The sequence below is a fragment of the Pseudomonas eutrophicaquae genome, from assembly GCF_023544715.1.
In the GTDB taxonomy this organism is placed as follows: Bacteria; Pseudomonadota; Gammaproteobacteria; order Pseudomonadales; family Pseudomonadaceae; genus Geopseudomonas.
Genome location: NZ_JAMJEZ010000001.1, coordinates 31166 through 44804, shown reverse-complemented (window position 1 = coordinate 44804; position 13639 = coordinate 31166). Strand labels below are relative to the sequence as shown.

Annotated in this window: 11 protein-coding genes and 4 tRNA genes; 5 read left to right on the top strand and 10 right to left on the bottom strand. The window is 64.1% G+C overall.

The features are described from left to right. The first annotated feature begins 97 nt into the window (after window positions 1-97). The gene (locus MXC11_RS00220) at window positions 98-742 is read left to right on the top strand and encodes a Rossmann-fold NAD(P)-binding domain-containing protein (protein ID WP_250003726.1); all 645 of its coding nucleotides are present in this window, start codon (window positions 98-100) and stop codon (window positions 740-742) included. A 69-nt stretch (window positions 743-811) separates the two neighbouring features. Here MXC11_RS00220 and MXC11_RS00215 read toward each other — a convergent pair whose 3' ends face one another. From MXC11_RS00215 to rnr, 9 genes are all read right to left on the bottom strand, one after another. After that, window positions 812-3079 (bottom strand): YgiQ family radical SAM protein, encoded by a 2268-nt coding sequence (locus MXC11_RS00215; RefSeq protein WP_250003724.1) that lies wholly within the window; start codon window positions 3077-3079, stop codon window positions 812-814. A 77-nt stretch (window positions 3080-3156) separates the two neighbouring features. Next, a complete protein-coding gene (gene alr, locus MXC11_RS00210; RefSeq protein WP_250003722.1) occupies window positions 3157-4230 on the bottom strand; it encodes an alanine racemase in 1074 nt (357 codons plus the stop codon). A 49-nt stretch (window positions 4231-4279) separates the two neighbouring features. Then, the gene (gene dnaB / locus MXC11_RS00205) at window positions 4280-5674 is read right to left on the bottom strand and encodes a replicative DNA helicase (protein ID WP_250003721.1); all 1395 of its coding nucleotides are present in this window, start codon (window positions 5672-5674) and stop codon (window positions 4280-4282) included. 115 nt (window positions 5675-5789) lie between these two features. Further along, on the bottom strand, window positions 5790-6236 hold the full coding sequence (rplI, locus tag MXC11_RS00200; RefSeq protein WP_250003719.1) for a 50S ribosomal protein L9: 447 nt from the start codon (window positions 6234-6236) through the stop codon (window positions 5790-5792). A gap of 23 nt (window positions 6237-6259) precedes the next feature. Further along, window positions 6260-7153: a hypothetical protein gene (locus tag MXC11_RS00195; protein WP_250003717.1), complete on the bottom strand. Its 894-nt coding sequence runs from the start codon at window positions 7151-7153 to the stop codon at window positions 6260-6262. A gap of 36 nt (window positions 7154-7189) precedes the next feature. Continuing rightward, a complete protein-coding gene (gene rpsR / locus MXC11_RS00190; RefSeq protein WP_250003715.1) occupies window positions 7190-7420 on the bottom strand; it encodes a 30S ribosomal protein S18 in 231 nt (76 codons plus the stop codon). A 31-nt stretch (window positions 7421-7451) separates the two neighbouring features. Then, a complete protein-coding gene (rpsF, locus tag MXC11_RS00185; protein WP_250003714.1) occupies window positions 7452-7862 on the bottom strand; it encodes a 30S ribosomal protein S6 in 411 nt (136 codons plus the stop codon). A 161-nt stretch (window positions 7863-8023) separates the two neighbouring features. Then, window positions 8024-8776 (bottom strand): 23S rRNA (guanosine(2251)-2'-O)-methyltransferase RlmB, encoded by a 753-nt coding sequence (gene rlmB / locus MXC11_RS00180; protein WP_250003712.1) that lies wholly within the window; start codon window positions 8774-8776, stop codon window positions 8024-8026. Continuing rightward, complete coding sequence (gene rnr / locus MXC11_RS00175) at window positions 8773-11424, bottom strand: ribonuclease R (protein ID WP_250003710.1); 2652 nt, start codon at window positions 11422-11424, stop codon at window positions 8773-8775. Before rnr ends, rlmB begins: the two co-directional genes overlap by 4 nt. A 207-nt stretch (window positions 11425-11631) precedes the next feature. Here rnr and MXC11_RS00170 point away from each other — a divergent pair. The 4 genes from MXC11_RS00170 (at window position 11632) to MXC11_RS00155 (ending at window position 12207) form a co-directional block, all read left to right on the top strand. Beyond that, a tRNA-Leu gene (locus MXC11_RS00170) sits at window positions 11632-11718 on the top strand. Between the two features lie 76 nt (window positions 11719-11794). Continuing rightward, window positions 11795-11881, top strand: a tRNA-Leu gene (locus MXC11_RS00165). 76 nt (window positions 11882-11957) lie between these two features. Next, a tRNA-Leu gene (locus MXC11_RS00160) sits at window positions 11958-12044 on the top strand. Window positions 12045-12120: 76 nt separating this feature from the next. Next, window positions 12121-12207: transfer RNA gene (locus tag MXC11_RS00155), tRNA-Leu, on the top strand. Window positions 12208-12343: 136 nt separating this feature from the next. On the opposite strand, the gene MXC11_RS00150 is transcribed toward MXC11_RS00155, so the two are convergent. Further along, on the bottom strand, window positions 12344-13639 hold the full coding sequence (locus MXC11_RS00150) for an adenylosuccinate synthase (RefSeq protein WP_250003708.1): 1296 nt from the start codon (window positions 13637-13639) through the stop codon (window positions 12344-12346).

Below are 13639 nucleotides of genomic sequence, written 5' to 3'. Positions count from 1 at the left end.
AGCACCCCCGGCGCCAGCGCTTGACCGGCCTGATCGGGCCGTGCTGATCTACAGTGAAAGGCGATACTGCCTCTCCACCTTGCAGCGAGTCCAGGCCATGTCCAACCCTTCTCCCCACCGCATCCTGATTGTCGGCGCCAGTGGCCTGAGTGGCGAGCATCTGCTGGATCGCGCCCTGAGCGAGCCGAGCATCGAGCAGGTGCTGGCGCCCAGCCGGCGCCCGCTGGCCGCCCACCCGCGCCTGTGCAATCCGCAAGGTGAGCTGCAGAGCCTGCTGCCACAGCTGGCCGGGCCGATTGATACCGCGTTCTGCTGCCTGGGCAGCACGCTGCGCGAGGCCGGCTCCGAACAGGCGCTGCGCCGGATCGAGCATGATCTGGTGCTGGCCTGTGCGCAGCGCGCCCGGGATCTGGGCGCGCGACATTTCATCCTGGTCAGTGCGCTGGGCGCAGATCCCCAGGCCCGCAACGGGTACAGCCGGATCAAGGGAGAAGCCGAGCAGGTACTGATCGAGCAACACTGGCCCCAGCTGACCATTGCCCGCCCGGCACTGCTGCTCGGGCCGCGGCGTACGCCGCGTCTGGGCGAGCAACTGGCCGCACCGGTGGCCCGGCTGCTGCCGGGCAAGTGGCGGGCCATCAGTGCCGCGCGTCTGGCGCGGGCTCTCTGGCGGCTGGCGCTGGAGACGCAGCCGGGGGTGCGGATCGTCGAATCCGACGAACTGCAGCAACTGGGCCGCTGATCAGCCGCTGTCATCCGCCAGAGGCATACGCCTCATAAAGCGGGCGTGTGCCAGCGGAACCCTCGCGACTCAGCGCGCGCCCGGCCGCTTGCCGGATGGCTTCTTCTTGCCCCGGGCAAACGCCTGCGCCTTGCCCTCCTCACCCTTGTTCCATGCCTTGCTGCCGTTACTGGCGCGCGGCGGCAGGCCGTTGTGCTGGGTCAGCAGCGGCTTGCCGGAGGCGGCCCCGCCAAGCTTCTTGCTGCCGGCCGGGGTGGAGTTCTTGCGCCGGGCGCTCTGGTAGGTGCCATCGCCCGCCGGCTGGGTGGCCGGGATCAGCTGATGCTTGCCCGGACCGATCAGGTCGCTGCGCCCCATGTTCTGCAGCGCCTCGCGCAGCAGCGGCCAGTTCTTCGGATCGTGATAGCGCAGGAACGCCTTGTGCAGACGGCGCTGACGCTCACCCTTGACGATCGGTACACCTTCACTTTTATAGGTGACTTTGCGCAGCGGGTTGCGCCCGGAGTGATACATGGCAGTAGCGGTGGCCATCGGCGAGGGATAGAAGGCCTGCACCTGGTCAGCGCGGAAACCGTTGCGCTTGAGCCACAGGGCGAGGTTCATCATGTCCTCGTCGGTGGTGCCCGGGTGCGCGGCGATGAAGTACGGGATCAGGTACTGCTCCTTGCCCGCCTCCTTCGAATACTTCTCGAACATCTTGCGGAAGCGGTCATAACTGCCGATCCCAGGCTTCATCATCTTATCCAGCGGACCGCGCTCGGTGTGCTCCGGGGCGATCTTCAGGTAGCCGCCCACATGGTGGGTGACCAGCTCCTTGACGTACTCCGGCGACTCCACGGCCAGGTCATAGCGCAGGCCAGAGGCGATCAGAATCTTCTTCACTCCGGGCAGCGCGCGCGCGTCGCGGTAGAGCTGGATCAACGCCGAATGGTCGGTGTTGAGGTTGTCGCAGATCCCCGGATAGACGCAGGACGGCTTGCGACAGGCGGCCTCGATCTCCGGGCTCTTGCAGGCGATGCGGTACATGTTGGCGGTCGGCCCGCCCAGATCGGAGATCACCCCGGTAAAGCCCGGCACCTTGTCGCGAATCTCCTCGATCTCGCGCAGGATCGATTCCTCGGAGCGATTCTGGATGATCCGGCCCTCGTGCTCGGTGATCGAGCAGAAAGTGCAGCCGCCAAAGCAGCCGCGCATGATGTTCACCGAGAAGCGGATCATCTCGTAGGCCGGGATTTTCTCGCCGTTGTAGGCCGGGTGCGGTACGCGGGCGTAGGGCAGGCCGAAGACGTAGTCCATTTCCTCGGTGGTCAGCGGGATCGGCGGGGCATTCAGCCAGACATCCTGATCGCCGTGGCGCTGCACCAGCGCGCGGGCGTTGCCAGGGTTGGTTTCCAGGTGCAGCACGCGGTTGGCGTGGGCGTAGAGTACCGGGTCCCCCTTGACCTTCTCGAAGGACGGCAGGCGGATCACCGTGCGGTCACGCTCCAGCTTGGGGTGCGGCAGCAGCTCGACCGGCTTGGCCAGGTTGGGGTCTTCCGCCCCGCCTTTGGCCTGCTCGATGGCACAGGCGTCGAGATCCTGAGTGTTGACGTAGGGGTTGATGATCTTGTCGATGCGCCCCGGCCGATCGATACGCGTGGAGTCGATCTCGAACCAGCCCTCGGGGGTGTCGCGGCGCACGAAGGCGGTGCCGCGCACGTCGCTGATCGACTGGATCGGCTCGCCGGCGGCCAGGCGCTGGGCGACCTCGACAATCGCACGCTCAGCGTTGCCGTAGAGCAGGATGTCGGCCTTGGCGTCCATCAGGATCGAGTGGCGCACCTTGTCCTGCCAGTAATCGTAATGGGCGATGCGGCGCAGGGAGGCCTCGATGCCGCCGAGCACGATCGGCACGCCCTTGAAGGCTTCGCGGCAGCGCTGGCTGTAGACCATGCTGGCCCGATCCGGACGTTTGCCGGCTACGCCGCCGGGGGTGTAGGCATCGTCGGAGCGGATCTTGCGGTCGGCGGTGTAGCGGTTGATCATCGAGTCCATGTTGCCCGCCGCCACGCCAAAGAACAGGTTCGGCTTACCCAGCTTCATGAAGTCATCTTTCGACTGCCAGTCCGGCTGGCTGATGATCCCGACGCGGAAACCCTGGGCCTCGAGCAGGCGGCCGATGATCGCCATGCCGAACGACGGGTGATCTACGTAGGCATCACCGGTGACGATGATCACATCGCAGGAGTCCCAGCCGAGCAGATCCATCTCCTCCCGGCTCATCGGCAAGAAGGGCGCGGGCCCGAAACACTCGGCCCAGTACTTGGGATAGTCGAACAGCGGCTTGGCGGCTTGCATGGGGATGACCGGCACTCGTGGAGGGTGTAAAGCGGGCGGCGAGGATAGCACAAAAAGTGTACAGACCGGACCGCGCCTCAGCCGTGATAGTGGCGCGGCACCCGAGCGGCCAGCTTGCTGAGCAGCTCGTAACCGATGGTGCCGCAGGCGCTGGCCACCTCATCGACCGGCAGCGTGCGCCCCCACAGCTCGACCGGCGTGCCGACCTGTGCCTCGGGCACCGCAGACAGATCGACGGTGAGCATGTCCATCGAGACCCGCCCGACCAGCGGCACCCGCCGCCCGGCCACCAGTACCGGCGTGCCGGGCGGTGCGCTACGCGGATAGCCGTCGGCATAGCCGCAGCTCAGGGTGCCGATACGGGTCGGCTGCGCCGCCACCCAGCTGGCGCCGTAACCGACGCTCTCCCCAGCCGCCACTTCACGCACGCCAATCAAGGCCCCCTGCAGGTGCATTACCGGCTGCAGGCCCAGTGTCGCGGCTGGGCGCTCGACGAACGGACTGGCCCCGTAGAGCATGATGCCGGGACGCAGCCAGTCGCGGTGCGCGGCGCGGCAGGCAAAGATCGCCGCCGAATTGGCCAGCGAGCGCTGGGTAAAAGACAGGTCATCCAGCGCCGTAAAGGCGTCCAGCTGCTGACGATTGAGCGGATGCTCCGGTAGATCCGCACAAGCAAAGTGGCTGAACAGGTTAAGCTCGGCCACCTGCGCCGCGCCCTGCAGACGCGCATGAGCCTCGCGCAGCGCCGCAAGGTCAAAGCCCAGACGGTGCATGCCGGAATCCAGCTTGAGCCAAAGGCGCAGCGGCTGCACCACCTGACAGGCCAGCAGGCTTTCCAGCTGCTCGCGCCCTTGCACCGCCACATCCAGCCCCAGCTGCGCGGCGTGCTGCCAGTCCTCGCTGCCGAACACACCCTGCAGCACCAAGATACGTGCCTGCGGGCGGCAACGGCGTACCTCGAGTGCTTCCTCCAGACAGGCGACGGCAAACCCATCGGCCTCGTCCAGGGCCTCCACCACCGCGCGCACGCCATGCCCGTAGGCATTGGCCTTGACCACCGCAAAGGCCGGGCGATCGCCGGCCTCGCGCCTGGCGAGGGCGTAGTTATGGCGCAGGGCAGACAGATCGACATGGGCAACCAGCGGGCGCATCAGGCGGACTCCTGGCAGGCAAGGGGCAAAGACGGTTAGGGGGCAGCACTCACTCTTCGTCGAAGTTGTACATGCCCGGCGCCAGATTCTCGAAACGGGTGTACTTACCGAGGAAGGCCAGACGCACGGTGCCGATCGGCCCGTTACGCTGCTTGCCGATGATGATTTCGGCCACGCCCTTGTGCTCGGTTTCCGGGTGATAGACCTCGTCGCGGTAGACGAACATGATCACATCAGCATCCTGCTCGATGGCGCCGGATTCGCGCAGGTCGGAGTTGATCGGCCGCTTGTTGGGGCGCTGCTCCAGCGAGCGGTTGAGCTGCGAGAGGGCAATCACCGGGCAGCTGAACTCCTTGGCCAGCGCCTTGAGCGAGCGGGAAATCTCAGAAATCTCGTTGGTCCGGTTCTCACCGCCACTGCCGCCCAGCTGCATCAGCTGCAGGTAGTCGACCATGATCAGCGCCAGCTCGCCATGCTCGCGCACCAGACGGCGGGTGCGGGCACGCATTTCCGAAGGGGTGATGCCGGCGGTGTCATCGATGAACAGCTTGCGCTCGTTGAGCAGGTTGACTGCTGAGGTCAGGCGCGGCCAGTCGTCCTCGTCGAGGCGACCGGAGCGCACCTTGGTCTGGTCGATGCGCCCGAGCGAGGAGAGCATACGCATCACCAGCGATTCGGCAGGCATTTCCAGCGAATAGACCATCACCGCCTTGTCGCTGCGCAGCACCGCGTTCTCCACCAGGTTCATGGCGAAGGTGGTCTTGCCCATCGAGGGACGGCCCGCGACGATGACCAGATCACCCGGCTGCAGACCGCTGGTCTTTTCATCCAGGTCGGTAAAGCCGGTGGACAGTCCGGTGATCGCCTCATGGCTGTTGAACAGGGTATCGATGCGGTCAATCGCGCGGGTCAGCAGCTCATTGAGCCCGATCGGCCCGCCGCTCTTGGGCCGCGCCTCGGCGATCTGGAAGATCTTGCGCTCGGCCTCATCGAGGATTTCCTCGGCGCCCCGGCCCTGCGGGTTGTAGGCACTGTCGCCGATCTCGTTGCTGATGCCGATCAGCTGACGCAGCGTGGCACGCTCGCGGATGATCTGCGCATAGGCCTTGATATTGGCGACCGAGGGAATGTTCTTGGCCAGCTCGCCCAGATAGGCGAGACCACCGACTTGACTGAGCTGGCCTTCCTTGTCGAGCTGCTCGGACAGGGTGACCACATCGAACGGCTGGTTGCGTTCGGCCAGGCGGTAGATGGCGCGGAAGATCAGGCGATGATCGTGACGGTAGAAGTCGCCATCCGAGACCAGGTCAAGCACCCGCTCCCAGGCGTTGTTGTCGAGCATCAGGCCGCCCAGCACCGCCTGCTCGGCCTCGATGGAATGAGGCGGCACCTTGAGGGCGGCGGTTTCCAGATCGTACTGCTCGGAGAGGCTGATATCGTTCATCGCGTATCTGCTGAATCGGCTACGGCATAAAGACAAAGGGCACGCCTGCCGAAACAGTGCGTGCCCGATGTTGCAGGCCCGGCATCAATGCTGCGCGGGCCGGTCACGGCATGCCTCAGGCAGCCACGACCACCACGCGGACGGTGGCTTCGACGTCGGTGTGCAGGTGCACGGCCACGTCGTATTCGCCGACCTGACGGATGGTACCGTTGGGCAGGCGGACTTCGCTCTTGGCCACTTCCACGCCGGAGGCGGTCAGGGCGTCGGCGATGTCGTGAGTACCGATGGAGCCGAACAGCTTGCCCTCATCGCCCGCAGTCGCGGTGATGGTGACTTCCAGCTCGGCCAGCTCGGCAGCGCGGGATTCCGCGTAGGCCTTCTTCTCGGCCGCCAGACGCTCCAGCTCGGCACGACGGGCTTCGAACGCCGCAACGTTCTCGGCGGTGGCCATGGTGGCCTTGCCCTGCGGCAGCAGGAAGTTGCGAGCGTAACCGCCCTTGACGTTCACCTTGTCGCCCAGGTTGCCCAGGTTGGTGACTTTTTCCAGCAGGATGACTTCCATTTGGCTTTTGAACCTCTTGACTTTTAACCTTCACCGCCCGTGGAAGACCCGCCGCCATTGCGGGCGGCCCGACCACGGAAATCAAACAGACTGTCGACTGCAGCCATCACGACCAGCAGCGGGTAGATCACCTGCATGAACATCAGCAGGGCGACATAGAAACCGACCAGCACAAATCCACCGCGCCCCTTCTGGGCCGACAGGCCATGCAGCAACGCCAACCCGGCAAAGGCCAGTGGCAGACTGCACAGCGGCGTCAGCATGGCCAGCTGTGCCTGCAATCTCGGCAATAAAAAGATGCCCAGAAGCAGCAGCAAGGCCAGAGGCACCGGCAGGCGTATCGCCTGAAACTCGCGGGCAAAGCCTCCCGGGTTGTACAGCAGCGACTGCCAGTAGCGCGCCAGCACCAAGCCCAGCAGGCAGAGTAGCTGTAAAACAGCCGCCATCAGCCCGACCAGTACCGGAACCAGCAGCGCTTCGACCTGCAGGCGCTCGGTCGGCGGGATCTGCTCCCACGCCGCACCCAGTACCTGCGGCATGGCGCTGCGAATCTCGGTGGCCACTGCCTGCACGGACGCACCGAGCAGCAGGTTGATCAGAACGCCGAAAGCGGCCCCCAACAACAAGCTGAACAGCAGCACGCGCAACCAGGAGGCGCTACTGCGCAGAACGCTAGCCAGAGCCAGCGTGCCCGCAATCACCAGCAACGCATTGGGTTCGCCTTGCGTCCACCAGAGCAGTGCCGGTAGCAGCGCCCAGAGGGCGACACTCAACGCATCTGCACTGCCGCGACGCAGCAGCACCAGTGCAGCGCTGGCTGCACTGATCCAGTAGGTCATCGGCAGGGCAGCGGTGAGGGCTGCCACCAAGCAGGCCTGCACCTTGCCACGCATGATGAAGTCGGCCAGTAACCGCATGCGGATCGTCTATTGTCTGCCGTCGACTACGGAACCTTAACGGCCGTGGCTGTCGGTGTAGGGCAGCAGGGCCAGGTAGCGGGCGCGCTTGATGGCGGTGCCCAGCTGACGCTGATACTTGGCTTTGGTGCCGGTGATACGGCTCGGGACGATCTTGCCGGTTTCGGAGATGTAGGCCTTCAGGGTGTTGAGATCCTTGTAATCGATCTCGACAACGCCTTCAGCGCTGAAACGGCAGAACTTGCGACGACGGAAAAAACGTGCCATGAACGTGGCTCCTCAATACAGGTTACGAAGATTACTCGTCGGCGTTGTCGCCGTCGGTGCCTTCAACGAGGCCTTCACCGGCATCGCTGCGGTCACGGCGCTCGCGGCGCTCGTTGCGGCTTTCTTCGGCCTTGAGCATCTCGGACTGCTCGGTCACGGCGGCATCGCGGCGAATCACCAGGTTACGGATGACCGCGTCGTTGTAGCGGAAGTTGTCTTCCAGCTCAGCCAGGGCAGCAGCGCTGCACTCGACGTTCATCAGCACATAGTGAGCCTTGTGCACGTTGTCGATGGCGTAGGCCAGCTGACGACGGCCCCAGTCTTCCAGGCGGTGTACTTTGCCGCCGTCTTCTTCGATGGTCTTGGTGTAACGCTCGACCATGCCGCCGACCTGCTCACTCTGATCCGGGTGAACCAGGAAGACGATTTCGTAATGACGCATGCAATGCTCCTTACGGGTTATGCAGCCTGCCGCCCATTGGCGGTCAGGCAAGGAGTGGATAGTTCGTGTGACTTGCCGGCCCGCCGCTCTTGCAGAACGATGGAGCAACAAGGGCCGGCATTGTACGGACCCCCCTCCCCCCCTGCAAGCACGGAGACCGCTCAGGAGGCCGTCTGCGGCCTGCGCTGACGAACGGCCTCAAACAGACAGACTCCGGTGGCCACCGAGACATTCAGACTGCTGACACTGCCCGCCATCGGCAGGCGCGCCAGGTAATCGCAGTGCTCGCGCGTCAGCCGGCGCATGCCACGCCCCTCGGCGCCCATCACCAGCACGGTCGGACCGCGCAGATCCAGATCATAGATCTCCTGGCTGGCCTCACCGGCGGTACCCACCACCCAGAGGCCCTGCTGCTGCAGTTTCTCCAGCGTGCGCGCCAGATTGGTCACCGCCACCAGTGGAATGACCTCGGCAGCGCCGCAGGCCACCTTGCGCACCGTAGCGTTGAGCGTCGCTGACTTGTCCTTGGGCACGATCACCGCCTGCACGCCGGCCGCCTCGGCCGTGCGCAGACAGGCGCCCAGGTTATGCGGATCCGTCACACCATCCAGCACCAGTAGCAATGCCGGTCCCGTGCCGCGAGCCAGGATCTCCTCCAGGGCATTCTCACCCCACACCTGACTGGGACTGACCTCTGCCACCACGCCCTGATGGACGCCCTCCACCCATTCGTCCAGCTCACGACGCTCGCGCTGCCCGACAGGTACGCGGGCCTGCTCAGCCAACTGCAGCAACTCCTGCACCCGCGGATCCTGACGCCCCTGAGCCAGCCACAACTGCTTGACCCGCTTGGGGTGATGGCGCAGCAGCGCCTCGACCGCATGTACGCCGTAAATCGTTTCCCACTGACTCATTTCTTGCCCTTGTGCTTGCGCTTGCCCGGCACGGCCTCGGCAGCCTTGTGCGCCTTGCCAGCCCCTTTGGCAGACTTGGGTGCCTTGCCGCCCTTCTTCTTGCCCTTGGCGGATTTATCCGACTTGCCGGAGGCAGCAGGCTGCGCCGCATCGCTCAGCAGCTTCTTCTTGAGCGAGCGACTCTTGGCCCGCTCGGCATCGGCCAACAGTTGCTCGGCCTGCGCCAGCAGCTCCGGGGCAACCGCCGGCAGCGCCTGCACACGACCACTGGCCCGCTTGCGCCCACCCGCCGGGACAGTCGCCGACTCACCACCCGCCTCTGCTCCACGCTCGCGCTCGCGCTTGCGCGGCACGCGCGGCACCTCAGCGCCGCCTTCGACAGCGCGCGCCCCGCGACGCGGCATGACCGACAGCGGGTTCTCAGACAGCTCGAAGTCAATGCGCCGCTCATCCAGATCCACCCGCGCCACCAGCACTTCAACCGTGTCGCCCAGACGGAAACTGCGCCCAGAGCGCTCACCGGCCAGACGGTGGTGCATCGGGTCGAAGTGGTAATAGTCGGCCGGTAGCGCGGTGATGTGCACCAGGCCCTCAACGTAGATGTCTGTCAGCTCGACGAACAGGCCAAACCCGGTCACCGCCGAGACCACCCCAGGGAAGGCCTCGCCAACATGCTCGCGCATGTATTCACACTTGAGCCAGTTGACCACATCGCGGGTCGCCTCATCGGCGCGGCGCTCGGTCATCGAGCACTGCTCGCCCAGCTGCTCAAGCTGCGCCTCGTCATAGGGATAGATCCGCGCCTTCGGCAGGCTGGTCGCGCCCGCGCGCAGCACCTTGTCGGTCTGCCGCTTGGAGCGGATCACACTGCGGATGGCCCGATGTACCAGCAGGTCGGGATAGCGGCGGATCGGCGAGGTGAAGTGGGTGTAGGCCTCGTAATTCAACCCGAAGTGCCCGGCATTCTCCGGGCTGTACACCGCCTGACTCAGCGAGCGCAGCATCACCGTCTGGATCAGGTGATAGTCAGGACGCTCGCGCACCGTCTCGAGCAGGTTCAGGTAATCCTTGGGAGTCGGCTCACCCTTGCCGCGATACAGGCTCAGCCCAAGTTCGGCCAAGAAGCCGCGCAGCTTTTCAAGTTTTTCCGCAGGCGGACCGTCATGCACGCGGTACAGACCCGGCACCTCATGCTCTTCGAGGAAGCGCGCGGTCGCGACGTTGGCGCACAGCATGCACTCCTCGATCAGCCGATGCGCATCGTTACGCTGGGTCGGACGGATCTCGGTGATCTTGCGGTCCGCACCGAAGACGATGCGTGTTTCCTGGGTCTCGAAATCGATCGCGCCGCGCTGCTGACGCGCCGCCAGCAGCACCTTGTACAGCGCATACAACTGGCGCAGATGCGGCACCAGATGCGGCATCTGCTGACGCAAGAACTTGGCTTCGGTGGAGTTGGGCCGCTCCAGCAGCTGACTGACCTTGGTGTAGGTGAGGCGCGCCTGGGAGTGGATCACCGCCTCATAAAAGCGGTAATCGGTCAGCTCGCCCTGCCGCGACACGGTCATCTCGCAGACCATCGCCAGGCGATCGACCAGCGGATTGAGCGAGCACAGCCCGTTGGACAGCGCCTCGGGCAGCATCGGGATGACCCGCTCCGGGAAGTACACCGAGTTACCGCGCAGCGCAGCCTCAGCATCCAGCGCCGAACCTACCTTGACGTAGTGGGAGACATCGGCAATAGCCACATACAGACGCCAGCCATCGCCCTTGATCGCCTCGGCATAGACGGCATCATCAAAGTCGCGCGCATCCTCACCATCGATGGTGACAAAGGGCAGTGTGCGCAGATCGATGCGCTTCTCCTTGTCCTTATCATCGACCTCTGACTTGAGCTTGCCAGCCTCCTTGAGCACAGCCTCCGGCCAGATGTGCGGCAGATCATGACTGCGCAGCGCTACCTCGATCTCCATGCCCGGGGCCATGTAGTCACCGAGCACCTCGACCACCTCGCCCTGCGCCTGGCGGAAGGCGGTCGGCCAGAGATCGATACGCACCTGCACGAATTGACCGTGCTGCGCCTGCCCCTGCTTGCCCGCCGCAATCAGTACCTGCTGCTGGATCTTGGGATTGTCGGCCACCACACTGGCGATGCCGTTCTCATCAAAGAAGCGGCCCACCAAGGTCTCATGCGCACGCTCAAGCACTTCGACCAGCGCGCCTTCGCGGCGCCCCCGCCGATCAAGGCCAGCCACGCGGGCCAGGGCGATATCACCATCGAACACCAGACGCATCTGCGCCGGGCTCAGGAACAGATCATCGCTACCGTCCTCAGGGATGAGGAAACCAAAGCCATCACGGTGGCCACTGACGCGGCCGCGGATCAGATCAAGCTTGTCCACCGGGGCATAGGCGCCGCGACGGGTATAGATCAACTGCCCGTCACGCTCCATGGCGCGCAGGCGGCGGCGCAGGGCTTCTTCGGACTCTTCGCCGGCCAGGCCCAGCTCTTCGAATAATTGACTGCGAGTGGCCGGCGCACCGCGCTCGGCCAGGTGCGCGAGGATCAGCTCGCGACTGGGAATCGGGTTGTCGTACTTCTGCGCCTCGCGGGCGGCTTCGGGGTCGAGCGTTTGCCAATCGGCCATGTGCGGGTATTTACCTTATGTTGTCTTACGTAGACTCATGACGCTATTGAAGCGCGAAAGTGCCTTGCGGGTCAGTCATCGGCACAATAAATTTTTTCACATCAGGGGTTTACAAGACTTCCGGGGCAACCTTATGATGCGCGCCCACAGCAGCAGTGGCCCTGCAGGCTGTAACGATAGAGCAGATGAGCAATCATCGCACTATTTGCCCAGGTGGCGGAATTGGTAGACGCGCTGGTTTCAGGTATCAGTGGTAGAAATACCGTGGAAGTTCGAGTCTTCTCCTGGGCACCAATTCCAAGCAGTCGCGCAAGCGAATGCTGGCAATAAAGAAGCAGTCAGGCTTCGCCGGTAACGGCAGACATGGCACGCCCAGGTGGCGGAATTGGTAGACGCGCTGGTTTCAGGTATCAGTGGTAGAAATACCGTGGAAGTTCGAGTCTTCTCCTGGGCACCAATTCCAAGCAGTCGCGCAAGCGAATGCTGGCAATAAAGAAGCAGTCAGGCTTCGCCGGTAACGGCAGACATGGCACGCCCAGGTGGCGGAATTGGTAGACGCGCTGGTTTCAGGTATCAGTGGTAGAAATACCGTGGAAGTTCGAGTCTTCTCCTGGGCACCAATTCCAAGCAGTCGCGCAAGCGGATGCTGGCAATAAAGAAGCAGTCAGGCTTCGCCGGTAACGGCAGACATGGCACGCCCAGGTGGCGGAATTGGTAGACGCGCTGGTTTCAGGTATCAGTGGTAGAAATACCGTGGAAGTTCGAGTCTTCTCCTGGGCACCAACTCCAAAAAACCGAATCGAAAGATTCGGTTTTTTTTCATCTCGAGAAAGCCCACAGTGGGTTACGCAGGCACCGCCGCGCTTTCTCTATAACGAAAAGGCCGCTTTCGCGGCCTTTTCCTGCTGCACAACCCGCCTTAGGCGTACGGGTGACGCAGCACGATGGTCTCGTTGCGGTCCGGACCCGTAGAGACAATATCAACCGGCGCACCCACCAGCTCTTCCACGCGCTTGATATAGGCACGCGCGTTGGCCGGCAGTTCATCCAGCGATTTGGCACCGACGGTGGATTCACTCCAACCCGGCATCTCCTCGTAGACCGGCACCAGACCGACATAACTGTCGGCATCGGTCGGCGCATCGCCCATCAGCTCGCCAGCGGCGTTCTTGTAGGCCACGCACAGCTTGACGGTTTCCAGGCCGTCGAGCACGTCGAGCTTGGTCAGGCACAGACCGGACACCGAGTTGATCTCGATGGCGCGGCGCAGGATCACCGCATCGAACCAGCCACAGCGGCGGGCACGGCCGGTGGTCGAGCCAAACTCGTGACCCTTCTCGGCCAGACGCGCACCGACTTCGTCGAACAGCTCGGTAGGGAACGGACCGGAGCCGACGCGAGTGGTGTAGGCCTTGGTAATGCCGAGGATGTAATCCAGATACAGCGGACCGACGCCGGAACCGGTAGCCACGCCACCGGCAGTGGTGCTGGAACTGGTCACGTAGGGGTAGGTGCCGTGATCGACGTCGAGCAGCGAGCCCTGGGCGCCTTCGAACATGATGCAGGCGCCGGCCTTACGCAGCTCGTGCAGGCGCGCAGTGACATCCAGCACCATCGGCTTGAGGATCTCGGCATAGGCCAGTGCGTCGGTGAGGGTCTTCTCGACATCGACCGGTGCGGCCTTGTAGAAGTTCTGCAGCACGAAGTTGTGGTATTCCATCAGCTCGCGCAGCTTCTTCTCGAAGCGCTCCGGGTTGAACAGATCGCCGATGCGCAGACCGCGACGGGCCACCTTGTCCTCATAGGCCGGGCCGATGCCGCGACCGGTGGTGCCGATCTTGCCTTCCGAGCGGGCCGCCTCGCGGGCCTGATCAAGGGCCACGTGGTAGGGCAGGATCAGGGTGCAGGCCGGGCTGATGCGCAGGCGCTCACGCACCGGCACACCCTTCTCTTCCAGCTTGGTGATTTCCTTGAGCAGCGCATCCGGCGCCACCACCACGCCATTGCCGATCAGGCACTGCACGTTATCGCGCAGGATGCCGGACGGAATCAGGTGCAGCACGGTCTTCTCACCGTCGATCACCAGGGTGTGACCGGCATTGTGGCCACCCTGGTAACGCACCACAGCGGCAGCCTGATCAGTCAGCAGGTCGACGATCTTGCCCTTGCCCTCATCACCCCACTGGGTGCCCAGGACTACGACATTCTTACCCAT

Bases quoted from the DNA above. Each gene is read 5' to 3' on its own strand.
- MXC11_RS00220 (WP_250003726.1), top strand. From the start codon at position 98: ATGTCCAACCCTTCTCCCCACCGCATCCTGATTGTCGGCGCCAGTGGC.
- MXC11_RS00215 (WP_250003724.1), bottom strand. From the start codon at position 3,079: ATGCAAGCCGCCAAGCCGCTGTTCGACTATCCCAAGTACTGGGCCGAG.
- alr (WP_250003722.1), bottom strand. From the start codon at position 4,230: ATGCGCCCGCTGGTTGCCCATGTCGATCTGTCTGCCCTGCGCCATAAC.
- dnaB (WP_250003721.1), bottom strand. From the start codon at position 5,674: ATGAACGATATCAGCCTCTCCGAGCAGTACGATCTGGAAACCGCCGCC.
- rplI (WP_250003719.1), bottom strand. From the start codon at position 6,236: ATGGAAGTCATCCTGCTGGAAAAAGTCACCAACCTGGGCAACCTGGGC.
- MXC11_RS00195 (WP_250003717.1), bottom strand. From the start codon at position 7,153: ATGCGGTTACTGGCCGACTTCATCATGCGTGGCAAGGTGCAGGCCTGC.
- rpsR (WP_250003715.1), bottom strand. From the start codon at position 7,420: ATGGCACGTTTTTTCCGTCGTCGCAAGTTCTGCCGTTTCAGCGCTGAA.
- rpsF (WP_250003714.1), bottom strand. From the start codon at position 7,862: ATGCGTCATTACGAAATCGTCTTCCTGGTTCACCCGGATCAGAGTGAG.
- rlmB (WP_250003712.1), bottom strand. From the start codon at position 8,776: ATGAGTCAGTGGGAAACGATTTACGGCGTACATGCGGTCGAGGCGCTG.
- rnr (WP_250003710.1), bottom strand. From the start codon at position 11,424: ATGGCCGATTGGCAAACGCTCGACCCCGAAGCCGCCCGCGAGGCGCAG.
- MXC11_RS00150 (WP_250003708.1), bottom strand. From the start codon at position 13,639: ATGGGTAAGAATGTCGTAGTCCTGGGCACCCAGTGGGGTGATGAGGGC.